12 protein-coding genes and 1 pseudogene are annotated in these 15,776 nt (G+C 42.5%); 9 read left to right on the top strand and 4 right to left on the bottom strand.

Annotated elements, in window-relative coordinates:
• Positions 1–21 precede the first annotated feature (21 nt).
• The 3 genes and pseudogenes from DYD21_RS10595 to DYD21_RS10605 all read right to left on the bottom strand — a co-directional run.
• Entirely contained in the window at positions 22–2,343 is a 2,322-nt protein-coding gene (locus DYD21_RS10595) for a S8 family peptidase (RefSeq protein WP_116036287.1), read from the bottom strand.
• 202 nt (positions 2,344–2,545) lie between these two features.
• On the bottom strand, positions 2,546–3,211 hold the full coding sequence (locus tag DYD21_RS10600) for a LuxR C-terminal-related transcriptional regulator (protein ID WP_199535503.1): 666 nt from the start codon (positions 3,209–3,211) through the stop codon (positions 2,546–2,548).
• 792 nt (positions 3,212–4,003) lie between these two features.
• Positions 4,004–4,798: pseudogene (locus DYD21_RS10605) on the bottom strand (IS66 family transposase); the annotation flags it as partial.
• 172 nt (positions 4,799–4,970) lie between these two features.
• On the opposite strand from DYD21_RS10605, the gene DYD21_RS21500 reads away from it, so the two are divergent.
• Both DYD21_RS21500 and DYD21_RS10615 read left to right on the top strand, forming a co-directional pair.
• The gene (locus DYD21_RS21500) at positions 4,971–5,138 is read left to right on the top strand and encodes a tyrosine-type recombinase/integrase (RefSeq protein WP_348636184.1); all 168 of its coding nucleotides are present in this window, start codon (positions 4,971–4,973) and stop codon (positions 5,136–5,138) included.
• Positions 5,139–5,201: 63 nt separating this feature from the next.
• Positions 5,202–6,143: a hypothetical protein gene (locus tag DYD21_RS10615; protein WP_147303561.1), complete on the top strand. Its 942-nt coding sequence runs from the start codon at positions 5,202–5,204 to the stop codon at positions 6,141–6,143.
• Between the two features lie 501 nt (positions 6,144–6,644).
• Here DYD21_RS10615 and DYD21_RS10620 read toward each other — a convergent pair.
• Complete coding sequence (locus DYD21_RS10620; protein ID WP_116036297.1) at positions 6,645–7,988, bottom strand: C2 family cysteine protease; 1,344 nt, start codon at positions 7,986–7,988, stop codon at positions 6,645–6,647.
• 383 nt (positions 7,989–8,371) lie between these two features.
• Between DYD21_RS10620 and DYD21_RS10625 the strand changes: the two genes are divergently transcribed.
• The 7 genes from DYD21_RS10625 to DYD21_RS21385 all read left to right on the top strand — a co-directional run bounded on the left by DYD21_RS10625 (position 8,372) and on the right by DYD21_RS21385 (position 15,745).
• Entirely contained in the window at positions 8,372–8,965 is a 594-nt protein-coding gene (locus tag DYD21_RS10625) for a sigma-70 family RNA polymerase sigma factor (RefSeq protein ID WP_158551549.1), read from the top strand.
• Between the two features lie 105 nt (positions 8,966–9,070).
• Positions 9,071–11,953, top strand: a complete 2,883-nt coding sequence (locus DYD21_RS10630) for a serine/threonine-protein kinase (RefSeq protein ID WP_116036303.1) — start codon at positions 9,071–9,073, stop codon at positions 11,951–11,953.
• Positions 11,954–12,819: 866 nt separating this feature from the next.
• Complete coding sequence (locus DYD21_RS10635) at positions 12,820–13,101, top strand: helix-turn-helix domain-containing protein (RefSeq protein WP_116036305.1); 282 nt, start codon at positions 12,820–12,822, stop codon at positions 13,099–13,101.
• Between the two features lie 5 nt (positions 13,102–13,106).
• Positions 13,107–13,883 carry a hypothetical protein gene (locus tag DYD21_RS10640; protein WP_116036307.1) on the top strand — a complete coding sequence of 259 codons (777 nt, stop codon included), beginning with the start codon at positions 13,107–13,109 and terminating at the stop codon, positions 13,881–13,883.
• Positions 13,884–14,237: 354 nt separating this feature from the next.
• Positions 14,238–15,029 carry a ParA family protein gene (locus tag DYD21_RS10645; protein WP_158551552.1) on the top strand — a complete coding sequence of 264 codons (792 nt, stop codon included), beginning with the start codon at positions 14,238–14,240 and terminating at the stop codon, positions 15,027–15,029.
• Positions 15,016–15,603, top strand: a complete 588-nt coding sequence (locus tag DYD21_RS10650; RefSeq protein ID WP_116036313.1) for a hypothetical protein — start codon at positions 15,016–15,018, stop codon at positions 15,601–15,603. The genes DYD21_RS10645 and DYD21_RS10650 overlap by 14 nt, the downstream gene beginning before the upstream one ends.
• Positions 15,604–15,613: 10 nt before the next feature.
• On the top strand, positions 15,614–15,745 hold the full coding sequence (locus DYD21_RS21385; RefSeq protein ID WP_255415920.1) for a hypothetical protein: 132 nt from the start codon (positions 15,614–15,616) through the stop codon (positions 15,743–15,745).
• The last annotated feature ends 31 nt before the right edge of the window (positions 15,746–15,776 follow it).

The raw sequence follows: 15,776 nt of genomic DNA on the forward strand, positions 1-15,776 counted from the left end.
CGTCATGGATTGATTTAGAAACTAATCCTGTAGGTTTAGCGAACTCAAACGATTCCCCACTAATGAGCAAACAAATGAGGCATGACGTGTGATATCACTTTTTAGTGATTCACTGCCATATTTTTTAAGTACTTCAAAAAACCTGTCAAAGCCTTTTCTTACATCTCTGGTGCTCAGATTTTTTGGTAATTTGGTATTCGGATTCTGTGCGGTTCTAAGCAGGTACTGTACGAAGCTTGGTCCCATGCACCGTTGCCAGATAGTGGCTACGCGTTTGTTTGTGGAGATAAGATGGAAGATTTCATCGAAATGAATACTTATCAAGGCTGACAGTAATACACCTTTTTTACTTTCATTCAATCTTACATTAAGTAAGTGCAATGCTTTTTTGAAATCGGTGTAAGGCCAATTAAATAAACCACTCATAGCATAGACAGGACTTTCGAGTATCGGTGCAGATGGTCCACCACCTCCACCACCTCCTCCACCTCCTCCACCCGGTGGAGAAATCGTTTCGGTAACAGCATTTAAAGAATTTAAAATACCTTTGCCCCACACCGGGGATGGCATATCAGAGTCACTGAGTCCCGATGGAATTTTTGCCCCGTTTTCTAAAAATCGGCGGATAAGGCGAAAACTAATTTCTGAATTTTTTTGAAGCATGAGGGCAACGGTTCCAGTGACGTGGGGAGCGGCCATGCTCGTGCCTCTTTTATCAATATAAAACGAATAGCAACAGTCAGAACAAATGCCGCCGCTTTCTAAAATTTTGGGTGCTGCAATAGCTATACCTGGCGCAGTAATATCCGGCTTCTGCCGCCCGTCGATTGTAGGACCACGAGAAGAAAAATCGGCAATGTCACCCGATTCATGGTTGTAAGCTGCGACGGTAATAATATTAGCCCCGGTACCCGGCATCGTCAGGGTTGTACTTTTATCCCGATCGGCTTCAACAAAGAAGGGGACTTTATCACCAGTATCACCAATCCAACAATGAACATCAGTTTCATTTCCAGATGTTTCCTCCAATTCAATCTCCCAGTTACCGGCCAGAATATTCCCACTTCCAGGAGGCAGCATTCTGATATCAACACTATGCATATTCCGGGGATCACCAAATACATCCTGTCCCGGTGGCCGGTTCAATTGGGAGTTAACCACTACATTTGTACCATCCGGAAAATTCAAAGTCAAGGTATTTCCTGGAGAAACAGGCCCCTCAGTGTTGCCGTTGCGATCGGTTAATGAAAAATCCAACCGTCCCGCACCAGAATACCATATTCCCATAGAATTAGCGTCCGTATCACCCGCGGGAACTGTAAATGTCCAGCTTTCAGAATCATTCGCTGCAACCGTTACTGATGCATGACGCTTATCATTTGCTGAATTTCCAGCTGATTTGACTACTGCACGTCCTTCAGTTCCACCCAGTTCATTATCAATACGCTGTTCATCAGCACGTGTCCCGTCGTGTGAACCAATTGCACCACCATCAAAATTACTCCCGAGACTGATATTAATGACACATGGCGTCGTATCTGCTACGGCAAATATATATGATACTGCATCAGCAATTCCCGACGTGTTACTTGCTTTGACTACAATGATATCGGCTTTTGGAGCAAGTCCGACATACGTATCGCCACCGCGGCAATTCCCTGGTTGTGAACCATCACCCGCCGCAATCCCAGCTACATGAGTTCCGTGCCCACTTGGATCGCCATTTGAATTAGAATCACGATGGCGTACTGTCGTCCCGGAAACGGACGAAGTTCCTCCTTCATTTGTATCGATAGTAAAATCAATATCGTCGCTCGTGTATTCGACACCACTGGCACCTGAAATTTCACTGGGTGCCGATTCTTCTGATTGTGCTGTTAATGACTGATCCCAGATTCTTAAGATTCGTGTTTTACCATCATCGTCACGAAACGATTTATGCATAAAATCAATACCGGTATCGATGATACCTACAATAATGCCTTCACCTGTAAGACTGGGATCCATATTATGCACCTGATCGGCTTGAACTGCAGGTACACTACCGTCGAGCTCAGTCTTGATGGGGTAAGAAAGATCTATCTTCTCAACAATTTCCAGACGTGCCAAATCAATAACCTTATCCAGGACAATTTTACCTGAAACTACACCTTGTGCATCTACCCCAACTTGCAGACCGACCGCTTTAAGCGCATTAATGTCACCTGTATATACTACCATGACATTCAGAATATTTTCTTTCACCTCACCACCGGATGTCATCCCCATTAGTTCGAGAATAATACCGGTGTCCAATTTTTTCCGAACATCATGTTCAATTGAATTCGGATCAAAATCCGTCATCGCATTCCCTTTATTGATCAGTTAGTATCAGCGCAGTATTTACACATATACGAAATAGCTGTTTACCCCAAGAATTATTTGGCAGTTGATAATTAGTTGCCATTAAACAGACGATCTAATTGATTTAAATCATCTATTACAATAATAAAAGCTTAACTAAATATTTAACTCATCTCAATCCCCAAAAATGGTGATTTTCAATTCAAAGAGAGATTATTTTCGAAGCTTTTTTGATGAGCTCAGCCGTATTTTTGACCCTGAATTTTTTGATCAGATTTTTTCGGTGAGAGACAACAGTATGCTGGCTTAAATAGAGCTTTTTGGCTATTTGCTTGGATGATAATCCGCATGCAATCAGTTTCAGTACCTGTTTTTCTCGATCAGTAACATCATTTGCAACTCCATTGCCATCCGCCCCGGAATCATTCGGCTGTGAAATGTCCAAATAACTGTTGATCAGCTCCCGCTCCGTATTATCATATAGCAGGTTCAGGGCTATCCGTTTTTCCGCATACCGTTTGTGGTAAATTTCATGTTTAACACTGATCCACTCGCCGCCGGGTTTTTTAATATGGTAGGCAAAACTGTATGTACCCGGCCGGGCGAAATCCCCGAAAATGGCAATGTTGAGCTTCTGGCTGACCACCAAACGTTCTTTCGGTTTCAGCAGCGAGTACCAGAAATCCCAGCCCGATTCGATCAGCGTTTCCGGACGATAGCCCAGCACTTGCTTGACTGATTTACTGCAATATTCAAACTTTTGCTTTTCTATATTAAATAAGCTAATAACCATCCTGCTGAATTCACTGCAGACGTCATGAAGTTCAGTAACGTTTGCGTTGTATTTCTCCTTAACTGAATTATTCATCTCAAAATCTATTTATTGCTGACTGATGGTAATTTATTCCATTTAGGGTAAGTAGTCAGTAAGATGATCTATAGATAGCGTATTTCTATGCACCTATTAACAAGAGTATTTTTTCAGTCAAAATGCTACAAATACATATGTTACAGGAGTTTAATTTTAATTCTCTATCCTGCTAAGCTACAATTCACCTTTATTTAAGTAGAATGATCTCTAATATTAAATAAGGTGATATTTAAAGAAATAACTTACAAATATAAATTTAAAAACATCAGGATCATGAATAATCAACTCATGACTTAAAATTAGCCTCACGCCAGAGCGCCTATAATTATAAGATGAAGCTTATACAATTTCTAATGTTATAAAACGATTGGTAAAGTACAACCCGTTCGCCGAAAACATGCCATAGATGGGGTTCGAGTTGAACCGGCCTGTGTGTGCCCGACAGAGGTGTCTTTGGCTTACGCTAATGGTTGCCATTCCATTTAAGGGTGGAAGTCACTTGTTGGTCACGCTGGAGAGCAGGAAGCCATTATTCGCCAGTTGCTGATAGAGCTTCTTTGAGTTTAGCCAGTCTGCCTCGAAAGAAAGGCCATGCCAAAGGAGGTGATGATGCAACTCCTGCGGGATGGGTCAGCATCAAGTGAAATATCTAATAGGTAGTAAGATAATAACATAACTAGTCAAGTAAAGGCTGGAAAGCCAAATTCCGATTATCAAAGAACTGCGCTTTTCGTTTAGAACAATGTATCCACCCGACCAACTACATCTTGAATGTAGCCGGCCGTTTGGCTATGGCTGAGTGAAGTTCTGAGGATAGAGAGATCGTACGTCGTTGTATTTGGTCTGCAGGATGTAGGCCAACACGTGGGTGAGCCACTGCGTGGGGTTTACCCCATGCAGCTTACACGTTCCCAGCATCGAGTAGACCATGGCGGCTCGCCGGGCCCCTTTGTGCGATCCGGCAAACAGGTAGTTTTTTCTGCCCAGCGCCAGCGGACGGATGGCATTCTCCACCAGGTTGTTATCTATTTCCAGCAGCCCGTCATGCAAATACTCGCTGAGCTTATCCCACCGCTTGGCGCTATAGGCCATGGCTTTACCGATCTGGCTTTTGGGCAATACCCTTTTTACCTCCTCGTGAATCCACGATCCCAGCGTATTGATAATGGGAAGCGACTGCTCCAGGCGCAACTTTTTACGCTCGTCCGGCGAGAGTCCTTCTTCGCGGGCCTGCTGCTCGGTCGCGTATAGATCCTGAATCCAGCTCAGCGCGGTCTCGGCACGCTCGCGATCATTGTCCAGTGCGCGTTCAAATTCCCGCCGGGCATGCGCCCAGCACGCCAGATGTACCACGCCCTTGCGCTGGCCAACCTCCTCATAGGCGACATAGCCATCGGTCTGCAGGTATCCGGTAAACCCATCCAGCAGTCGTTTAGGGGCGGGCGCCCCGCGGGTCGGCTGATAGTCAAACAGCACTGTTTTTTCGATCGGGCTGTGGTAGACCCAAAAATACCCCTGATGGCAGGCCCCTTTTTTGAGGCTTTCCAGCACCTTAATCGGCAATTCGTCGACCTGAATATACCCTCGGGCCTTGGTATCGGCTGCAGGGACGGAACAAAATCATACGTGTACTCGCTGAACTGATCCGTCCCTTGAAATATTACTCAAACAGGTTAGAACATCATCCGAACTCAATCCAAGACACTTACCTGCTGAAATCAGCTAACTCTACGATATCTCACCTAACTCTGAATTAATCAAAAAAAACCTTAAACAAATTTGCGAACCTGTCGATACAGGGACTGAAATCTCCTTCCAAATGGCCAGACATTCGTTTGCCGATCTCACAAGATCAAAGGGCTGGAGAATTAACGATATATCCAAGGCTTTAGGTCATACAAACATCAGAGTTACCGAACAGTAATTGAAGAAATTTGACCGTGCAAACCTGGATTCTAAAATGGAAAGTCTCTTTAATTAATTCAATATGAAGTACCCAAATATGAACGTAGATGATTCAATTCAATCCGATAATGCAAAATATACCTTCAGTTTAGATGACCTCATTGGAATAAATAGTTATGATGATGTTTATCCAGACGACAATTTAGTAAATCATGTAGCAGAGCCAGTAATGGCTTATGGATTTGACCAAAGTGAAGCTTATAAGTCAACGTTCGACATCAATAAAACGGTCAATCCATATATCAGAGATTTAAAGAGTGATGATATCGATCATTTGAAAAAAGTTGTTTCCAGTACACTCAATAATTACAAAAGCATATTGGAACAAAACCCCGAACGAATTCTCAAACTCATAGAGGATTTTGGAAAACATATTAAAGTCATTAATAAAAAATTAATGGGCTTTTATGAGCATATTAATGAAATACTTCAAAACATAGACTCTGAAACAGATGATTCATTTAATCTGACAGAAAAAACATTTTTTGAAATTTTGGATGATATACAATTAGCTTACTCGATTTTACCTATGAATTCCCTGGATAAAAAAGTACAAGAAGAGATTGAGGCTATTTTACATAGAAGTATTAAGCATCACCAGCCGGTGAAGCTAGGGTATATGAGATTGCGAGCGTTACAAGTCGTCCAGAATAATTATCACAGTCATTTGTTTCAGGATAAAATGCACGACTTAGAAAATGCGTGCCATCGAATAATCACAAAAGAAAAAATTGATGAGGTAAAAAGAGGAATAGATCTATTAACTCCTGAAGGTAGATATAGTATATTTGAGGAGCTGACTAAGGAGCGTAAAGATGGGACTAAGATGAAAAGAAAAGATGCAGTTGAAATCATAGAGAAAGAACTATTCCTTCGTTACAGGTTACAAATTAAGCAATTCCATAATTCCAAAGCTGCTTTTCTTAATACATATGACACTTGGAAAAAACGGTTAGAAGTTTAAATAGATCGTAAGGAAAAGAGACATTTTGATCCTATATAGAAAATGATGGTAAATAAACATTTACTGTTTTGTGTCATTTTTGAAATCACTTATTATTCCGAGTATTAGTGATTTCAATTTTGACACAACTATCAAGTAAGATGTATGTACCGGTTAGGGTGTTCTGCTTTTTATAGAATTCATTGATACTTTAACTTACACAGCTAATGAAGGTGGGGATAAGTCTGGTATATCTTTTCGAAGTAAGGCAAGCTAGATTCAAATGAAAATGGCAAGTAGATATTGATCAAAATTATAATCGTTTATTAAAATTTAACAGTCAACGTTGGTCCTGAAAAATTCTAAAATGTAATAAGCGGGCATATTCTTAAAGTACTGATCATAAGGTTCTTTATGGTTAGATTAGAAATTATTTTAACTTTTTGCGTGCATATGCAGTAGCAGTGTTAGCTTCACCCGCTACTGTCATATACAGGCTCTTATGGGATGGTTAGATAGAATTTATGGTTTTACTACAGCAATTCTTCTGAAATAGCTTTTGAAAGTTGTTGCTTCAATAGCAAACACTCCTCTTGCTCCAAATACAATAGGTTTCCACCAATCCACATGTTTAGCAAGCCAACTACCACTTAAAGTATAATCAGTATCCCAAGTCATTCCCCAAGGGTTTCTTAGTACTACGTAACGTTTATTATTTTTATAAAACCATCCCAAAACTGAATATGCGTGACTAGCGGCCAGATTAGAATCTGAATAAGTTACCTTATCTGGAGATGCATCGCCACTGGAGTATGTGCTTGCAACCATTGGATGTATGGTTTTCCTACTTACTGAATTAGCTCTAATAAATGACCATAGATTAGTGGCTGAATGATCTTTTGTAAGCCTATTTGTAACATTCTTTTCATTTGTTAATTGTTGAACCGCAGTTACCGGATTTCCCCATCCACTTGCTGTAATATCAGGTTTATCAGTTGTATTTTGGGTAATCCATTTTGCAAATGCTTTTTCATAAACCCCTGGCCATATTTCTCCGGGATCAAAGGATCGACAATAAACAAAATTATTAGTTGACGAATTTAATGGTAATTTTTCACTAACCTCAATCTCAGCAGTTTTTTGGTTTTTGGAACCTATGCTGCCTATTTGGTGGAATTTTATCATACAGGTAAATTCTTCTTGGGCAGTACCGGTGGATCTTGTTTTGTGAGCAATTAAATAAGGTCTGGTCCAGGCTACACTGGATAGTGCAGCAATGAAATAACAGTTAGCTACCGCCCCTTGTATAGGATCAAAAAAATCAGCAGCTTTATTAAAGAAATTACCCGGATCTTCCCAAAGAATATTCTCAGGTTCCCATTCTTTCTTTTTATTACTAACTTTGTCTTTTAATAAAACTAGATTAGATAAATGCTCAGGCCATTCCTTATTAGACAGCCTACGCGGTATGCTCGAACCTAAATTTATTTCCAGTTTAAGGTTGTGTGAAGGATCCCTCACTAAGTCCCGAATGTTGATTCCCTTATCACGGTTATCTTCGAGAAATTTAATTAAATTGTCAATTGAATCAATATTTCCGGCTTCTGTTTCAACCCCGTCCCCAACTTTCCTTATTATAATATCATCTTGAGCAATCTTTTCAAGCGAAAAGTCTCTTTTCAATTGTAGTCCAGCGAATAAAGGGGAGTTAAATTTTGGATCAAATAACTCCTGATAAGGGGTCTGAAGGACTGTTTCCAAAATTGCTTTCGGATTTTCAACTTTATCCCAATTAATTTTCTTACTAGTAATTAATTCTGCTAAAGCAAAAGGGTTTACAATACCAGTGTTGTCTTTATTTTTCATAACGATTCTACTTTTATTAGTCTTACTCTTAAGGCTTTTCAGTTACGCCCCGTTTATTTAAGTGGTCTCTGGTCTCCACTAATCGGTTCAGGTTTAGAATTTATTTGTCCACACTTGGAAGTCAGCCATATATTATAATAGCTGTCTTTGGTTTAAAGCTTGCCTAAAACGTGTTTATTAACCTACTCTGCTTGCTTATTACGGGTTCATTAATTAAGTTTTTGTAGCATATTCAGGTATTTTTCTGTAAATGCAATCGGAGAAAAATGAGTCTTCTCTTTTATATACACCGAATCATGTGTGTTTGCATCATTTCGGGATGATAGGTGGCTTGGGCAGTTTATAGAGAGAATTCTATGGGATTCAGAAATAACCATATGAAGATGTCCCAACAAGAGACTGTTACAAAACTACTTCGAAATTACCAGGCTGGTAATAAGGAAGCGGTCAATGAGCTCTTCGAGCTTCTTTACAGAGAACTGTATAATATTGCGGACGGGCAGCGAGTCAAGTGGCAGCAAAATAACACCCTTAACACAACTGCCCTCCTTCACGAAACGTACATCAAACTGGTCGATCAGTCACACAAAAGCTGGGAATCAAGAGCACATTTTGTAGCGACAGCGTCCAGGGCGATGCGTCATATCCTTATAAATTATGCCCGGGACCGTAACCGATTAAAACGCGGCGGTGACTGGAAAAAAGTTACATTGGGGCAGTTAGAGTTCTCTGATGCTACTAATGAGCTTTTATCGGGCACGCGAATTGAAACCATTGTCTTACTTGATGAAGCTTTATCGAAACTTGACGTTATATACCCAAGGCAAAGCCGGATTATTGAATGCCGGATTTTTGGAGGTTTGTCAATCAAGGAGACTGCTGCGGCTCTCGGGATCTCACCCATTACGGTGACGCGGAGCTGGAAGACGGCCCGGCTTTGGTTGTGCCGTGAACTGGATTCAGGAATGAAATCCTGAGATTTATTTGGGGAGATTAATTTGAAGGGGTCTCAAATATCGCAGGGAATATTTATTCCATGTGTCGGCAGGTACTAATCACTGTTGAATTAATCGCATGATCTAATGGAAAAACTGGATCAATGGTTAAAAATTGAAACACTGATCGAGCAATCATTAGCCTTGCCACCTGAAAAACGTTTCGGTTTTCTTAGCCGTGAGTGCGGAACCGATGAGGGCCTTCGAACCGAAATTGAATCCCTACTTCTCCATAGTGACACAGCTGATCAATTCATCCGAGATATTTCCGAAAAAGTAGTTTCACCTTCATTTGAAGAACTATTGGAGATACAGCCTGCCGCTAATAAAGATGACGAACTTCAGATCATCGGGCAAAAAGTTGCACATTACAATATAATTGAAAAGCTGGGCAGCGGCGGCATGGGGGTCGTTTACAAAGCCTATGATACAAAACTGAATCGAACAGTGTCGCTGAAGTTCCTGAACCCCCCATTCTTGCAATCGGAGGATGACAAGCAGCACTTACTACTTGAAGCGCAGGCAGCCGCTGCTCTGAGCCATCCTAATATTTGTACAATCTACCAGATCAATGAATACGACGGACAGCAATTCATTGTCATGGAATTCATTGACGGGGTAACATTACGGGAAAAACTTACTCCCGATGACTGTACTCCCAAAATGCAGGAATCCAATGCTTCAGAACTGAATATTGAAACTGCAATCGACTATTCCATACAGATTGCTGAAGCCCTGCAGAAAGCACATGAAAAAGAGATCATCCACCGTGACATCAAACCTGAAAACATTATGGTGGATTCGAAAAATCGAATCAAAGTAACGGATTTCGGACTTGCAAAATTTATTGGGCCTGGGAATTTGACAAAGGACCGGCATGAACTCGGTACTCTAGCATATATGTCGCCGGAACAGATACAAAAAGGATCGGTTGATCAACGATCAGATATTTTTTCCTTAGGTGTTGTACTCTATGAGATGCTTACCGGTTTACACCCATTTGGATGTGAGAATAAATCAGATACAATCTATTCGATTGTGAACAAAGATCCGGCTGCTCTATCGGAAATTCTCCCGCAAAAATTTGCAGGATTGTCAACCCTGGTTAACAGGGTTCTGGAAAAAGATCCGGATAATCGTTATCAATCACTACATCATCTTGTTAAGGATTTAAAGTGCTGTGCCGGGACTTTACCCATGCTGGTTGAGGCACCTGATACCTCGCAATATTCAATTCTTTTACGCACCAAAGTGGTAAGCAGAACGGTTATTTTAGCACTGGTTTTTTTTTCAGGTTCCTGGTTTTTGTCTCCGGGATATGAATCTGCAGCCGGTAATCTGCATAATTCTATTGTAGTACTTGAGCTCGAAAATCTGAGTCCCGATCCTGCTCATACATATATTTCCGACAGTATTCACGAGGAGATTATCAACCGACTGGCGGGTATCAGTTCTATCACAGTTTTTGCACATAGCTCCGTGACCGGTTATCCGCCTGAGGAACGGGATTTGCAGCAGATAAGTGAAGATCTTGGAGTTACAACAGTGATGGAAGGCGCAGTTCAAAGATTTGGGGAAAAATTGCGTGTTTCGATTACATTAACCGATACAGAGAGCAAAACAACTGTTTGGTCTGCTACCTATGAAGATGACATTGATAGTTTTTATGATATTCAGGGTCGCATCGCACGTGAAGTTGCAGAAGCTCTTGAGGTAAAACTATCGTCCGATGAACAAAATCGCCTAGATGAGCAGTTGACCGAAAGTTCAGTGGCATATGATTTCTATATTCGTGCCCTTGAATATAACAGCCGGCCGGGGCCTCTGCGGGATCATTATCTTACCACAGAATTACTGCTCAAAAGATCTCTAGAAGAAGATCCGGAATTTGCCCAAGCTTATGCATTGCTTGCGATAACGTATTCAAATCTATACTGGTTTTTTGGTCAGACGCCTGAGCGATTACAAAAAATAAAGGAAGCAGCCGAACAGGCGCATCTACTGGCCCCGGAACTACCTGAAACTCACCTTGCACTTGGCCTGTATTATTACTGGTCGGATATGGATTATAATCGGCCTTTAACATATTTCAAATCGGCTCTGCAAAAATTCCCTAACCATCCTCAATTACATCTTTTTATGGGTTTAACGTACCGACGGGCAGGAAGCTGGGAGAAAGCGGAGAAACATTTGAAAAAAGCGCTTAATCTTGATCCGCGAAATATTAGCCCTCACCTGGAGCTGTCCTGGCTCTATATTTGGACCCGGGAATATGATAAAGCAGAAACGAAGGTCATGAGACAGATTGATCGGTTTCCGGATATGCCCCTCAATATGTTTAAAGCTTATATAAATTATCATAGGGATGGTTCTTTTAATGAGGTTAAAACCTGGGGAGAAAAGAGGTCGAAGATGTTGGAACTGGAAATCTATTTTTATGGCATTTTCAATTATTATAACCGGGATTGGGAAAGTGCATTGCTGGTCTTTGAAAGTATCGAACCGGAAATAGCCATTGATACTGATAATAGTTTTATACCCCGGCTTTATCCGATCGCCAAATCTCTTCAGTTACTGGGTGAAAGAGTGGAGTCTCTGACTTATTACAAACAGATCCAAGTACAGCTGGAAGAATTACGTGATAAGTATCCGAATGATCCACGCTATCGTACGATTTTAGGTAAAGTGTATGCTAGGATAGGTGAATCTGAAAATGCTATCCGGGAAGGAGAAAAAGCTATTGACCTGGTACCCTATGCTCAAAACACTTATCTGGGAGCATGGTTTGCATTAGATTTGGCTGAAATATATACATTAGCAGGTAAACACGGCAAGGCTATAGATCAACTTGAGTTTTTACTCTCAGTGCCCGGTTTTGTATCAAAAAACGATTTACAATTATCGCCAACATGGGATCCACTTCGGGAGTACCCGGAATTCCGGGAAATTGTGGAAAACAGAATTGAATAATTAAACTTAACTCTGAATCCTCTCTATGCCACTTTTTCTTCTTCCCTATGAATGGAAATTCACTCATTTATTTTATCTATTTTTTAAACAAAGCGCACTATAATCGAGTATGGGGTTTGGCCCAAGATTGAGCCTAGTATTCCTTTTTATAATTATCCGAGATGATCGAAAAATGTCACTAACAATTACTCAATGCTCTCTTTCAACGGTCAAAAACAAACAATTCTTTCACACCTACAATAGTACTGTTTTAAAACTAACCTTAGCGCAGCAAATCATCCCGATTAAATCTTAGTAAGGTTGAAGATCAATACTTCATCCAACTAAAGCCCAAATACTATTTCTTGAGCTGGCTTCTCCTACCACTGTCATGTCAACTGCCCAAATTAATGCCTATTTGGCTACAACCGGATAGATTTTAAAGAAAATGATGAAGCAGTGGATAGGGACGGAAAGAGATTGAAACTCCAATTACTTGCAGAGAATATTCCCCTTTCTCATAAGATAATAAATAGCCTTGATGATACCAGTTTATCTACGTTGAAATTAAATTCATTCATTCTTTCTCCTCTCGAAGGCAACTTGCTACAAAACCTTGAATCGCTAGCCCACGTAATACGTCACAAGTTTCAAGTTCAACAATGAAATGTCAGCACCAAAGCATAACCGATTTATTCATTTTCCAACATTCTCAAACTTTTCTGAACTTTTTTTGCAGTCAATTCTTAATCACCCGCCACGTAAGTCACTGTTTTTATTAAGCACCTGACATTGTCCAAGCCCTGTTCTGACAATGTCCTCTGGAATCCCAGGGCACGTAGCGAGACCTTAGGTACGTCAACTACAACGAAAACCAAGGTGAAACAATGGACGTACTTACACAGCTCCGCTCGGAATTAGAAGAGCTATATGACTTCGCAAAAGAGATCAACCAAACGCTGGACCGATCTAACAACAAGCTTTCGAATAAAGAATCCTACGATAAGCGGTGGCTCACAAATATTGAGGCGATGACATATTTGGGGGTTTCCAAATCAACGCTTCAACGCTACCGCAGTGACGGACTGCTACCCTATAGCAAAATTGGCCTGAAACTCTACTACAAGGTGTCCGATATCGAAACCCTGCTCAAACAAAACCAGACGTAATAGCCATGATTGATCACCAACGTGATGCTACAAAATCTGACTACTTATGGGTGCCGGTTGAATTGTGTGAATTCACGTTGAAGAATAATTTTACCCGGCAGTTGAGGCTGTACCTCTACCTGAACTGGGTTTCAAGCGGATTGCTCAGAATGGACACCGAGTTAAGAACGAGCAGTTCTAGCGCTCTTGACATATCCGTCAGGACGATGTACAGGAATTTGAAAGGTCTTATGAAACGAAACTGGGTTGGGCAAAACCCAGCCACAAAAACCTATTTCATCAGGGGATTTGAAAATGTCAGAGCCATTGAAGGGTTCAGATCCAGAAGTGCAGCCAAGCTATACATAACCAACTTACAGGATACTAAAACACTCCAGGGATTTTGTACTGCAGCAATCGTTGGTAACAGAGCATTTAGAAGAAAATGGGAGGAAGGTCGTCTGAACGGAAAATCCGACGTTCATACCAGGACACCTTCTTCCCACCAATTTATAGAATGTTCAGCGAGCTATCTGAATATGATCCTTTCTCTATCTATACCTACCTGTCACAGGTTGAAACAGAGAGCGTTGGCCAATGGCTTCATACATCTGAAAAAGAATGAAGCCCCTATTGAATATCGGTCTTCAAACATATGGGAAATCAATAAGTACCGGAAAGCTATGGGGCATTACTTCATTAAAGTAAACCGCAGCGGGGTACATACAGAGGTCAGGCCGGATCTGGTTTCCTCAAATCTGAAATATAAAACAAGAAAGAACATCAGACCTCAGTCGGACTGATTCAACCATCAATGCAGGACATGAATAAACGAATACAAATAAGACACAGAAGCTTGAAAGGAACGCCGTGGTATTCTGCACGGACTCGAATGGGCGCGCCAGCTCAACCTAATCCAGGGGCTCGTCCTCTTATCGGGCCAGTCGATGCTTGCGGTGGCATTCTCGCCGGTACCCCCTCCCTGGCTCAAGAGCTTTGTGGCCCGATGTGTCCGGGTAGAGGGGGTGACGAGGCACTGTCGTTTGCTGCGTGGCCTCTACGGGGTGAAGGCTTTACGATGGCTATTTGCCAAGCTGGAAAGCAATCACTCACCCAGTAGGCCTATGAAATCCAGCTACTTCAAGACTCACAGACAAATGAAACTTTTCACCAAATCTATCATGATGAAAACCATATCGATTACCAATCAGAAAGGAGGTGTCGGAAAAACGACGACCGCCGTGAACTTGTCGGCCGGATTGGCCCGCAGAGGCTTCCGGGTGCTGCTGGTCGACTCCGACCCTCAGTGTAACGCCTCCACGCATCTGGGAGTGACCCATGAGGAGGACAAGCGAACGCTGGACGATCTGTACTACCAGCCGGAGCTTCAGCCATCTGAGGTTATTCAGCCAGCCAGAGGGTTTGACCTGCTACCGGCCGGGCAGGCGCTGGCCTACGCCGAACAGAAACTAGCCGGGGTGCCGGGCCGGGAGATGATCCTCTCGGAGAAGCTGGCGGGACTATCGGCCCATTACGATTTTTGCATTATCGACTGCCCACCTAACCTGGGCTTTCTGACCATCAACGCCTACACCGCCTCTGACGGGCTGATCATCACCGTCAAACCGGAGTATTTTGCCCTGGAGGGCCTCAAGCAGATCCACTCGATCCTTGGCTTTATCCGAAAGCGGCTGAACCCTGACCTGGACATTCTTGGCTATGTGATCACGGACTTTGACGCGCGAAAGAACCAGCACAAAGAGATCCGCCGGGCTATGTTTCGCACCTTCAACGGGAAAGTTTTCGATACGACCATTCGTACCAACGCCAGGCTCAGCGATTGCTCGTCGGCCGGGAGCAGCATCTTCGAGTTTGCCCCCAAAACCTACGGGGCGATCGACTACCTGAACCTCGCCAAAGAGCTGGAGGTACGTCATGGGCAAGCCTGATTTCGATGAGTTTTTGAGCAGTATTCCAAGCCAGCCGGATGCCCCGGAAAAACCTGATGATAATCCATTGCCAGAATCGGCTGACCAGCGTGACACCAGTGAAATGTCAAGCCAGACTGAACAGTCGAACCTGTCAGATCCGCTTGACCCGTCAGAAAATTCAGAACAACCTGATCCATCGGGAAATCCAAAACAGTCTGGCCAATCGACTCAATCAAAACAGGCAGATCAGGCAAGTACGTCAAAACAGCCAGATAATGTAGATCAACCAAATCAGCCAAGACAGTCAACACCGCCACGACGTGCAAATCAGTCAGATCAGCCCAGTCAGCCTGAACAGTCAAATCAGTCTGACATGTCGAAACAGGCGAATCAACCTGATCAGCCAGAGGAGCTGATCACCTTTTCGGTGCGCATGCCAACCGGCTATATCGAGCGCATCAAAGCGATCACCTGGTGGGAGCGCTGCACGCACCGAACCTTCCTGGAAGAGGCGGTTGAGCGATACCGGGAAATGCATGGCCAGAAGCATTTAGACAAGGTTATCGCCGATTACAACAACCATAACTCCTAAACACGACACAATGGATATTCAAAACCTTGACAAATCGCTGTTACATCAGCTCAACGCAAATCAGTTATCCATAATGGATACAGTCGTCCGATGGGAAATCAGCCGTGGTGGTTTAGCGACCGGAGGCGATGCAGGCGAATGATATACCTACTCCCTCTCTCCCCTTTAAAAAC

It is taken from the genome of Rhodohalobacter sp. SW132, from assembly GCF_003390325.1.
Taxonomy (GTDB): domain Bacteria; phylum Bacteroidota; class Rhodothermia; order Balneolales; family Balneolaceae; genus SW132.

Coding starts and splice junctions, on each gene's coding strand:
- DYD21_RS10595 (WP_116036287.1), bottom strand. CDS start 2,343: ATGACGGATTTTGATCCGAATTCAATTGAACATGATGTTCGGAAAAAA.
- DYD21_RS10600 (WP_199535503.1), bottom strand. CDS start 3,211: ATGAATAATTCAGTTAAGGAGAAATACAACGCAAACGTTACTGAACTT.
- DYD21_RS10615 (WP_147303561.1), top strand. CDS start 5,202: ATGAAGTACCCAAATATGAACGTAGATGATTCAATTCAATCCGATAAT.
- DYD21_RS10620 (WP_116036297.1), bottom strand. CDS start 7,988: ATGAAAAATAAAGACAACACTGGTATTGTAAACCCTTTTGCTTTAGCA.
- DYD21_RS10625 (WP_158551549.1), top strand. CDS start 8,372: ATGTCCCAACAAGAGACTGTTACAAAACTACTTCGAAATTACCAGGCT.
- DYD21_RS10630 (WP_116036303.1), top strand. CDS start 9,071: ATGGAAAAACTGGATCAATGGTTAAAAATTGAAACACTGATCGAGCAA.
- DYD21_RS10635 (WP_116036305.1), top strand. CDS start 12,820: ATGGACGTACTTACACAGCTCCGCTCGGAATTAGAAGAGCTATATGAC.
- DYD21_RS10640 (WP_116036307.1), top strand. CDS start 13,107: ATGATTGATCACCAACGTGATGCTACAAAATCTGACTACTTATGGGTG.
- DYD21_RS10645 (WP_158551552.1), top strand. CDS start 14,238: ATGAAACTTTTCACCAAATCTATCATGATGAAAACCATATCGATTACC.
- DYD21_RS10650 (WP_116036313.1), top strand. CDS start 15,016: ATGGGCAAGCCTGATTTCGATGAGTTTTTGAGCAGTATTCCAAGCCAG.
- DYD21_RS21385 (WP_255415920.1), top strand. CDS start 15,614: ATGGATATTCAAAACCTTGACAAATCGCTGTTACATCAGCTCAACGCA.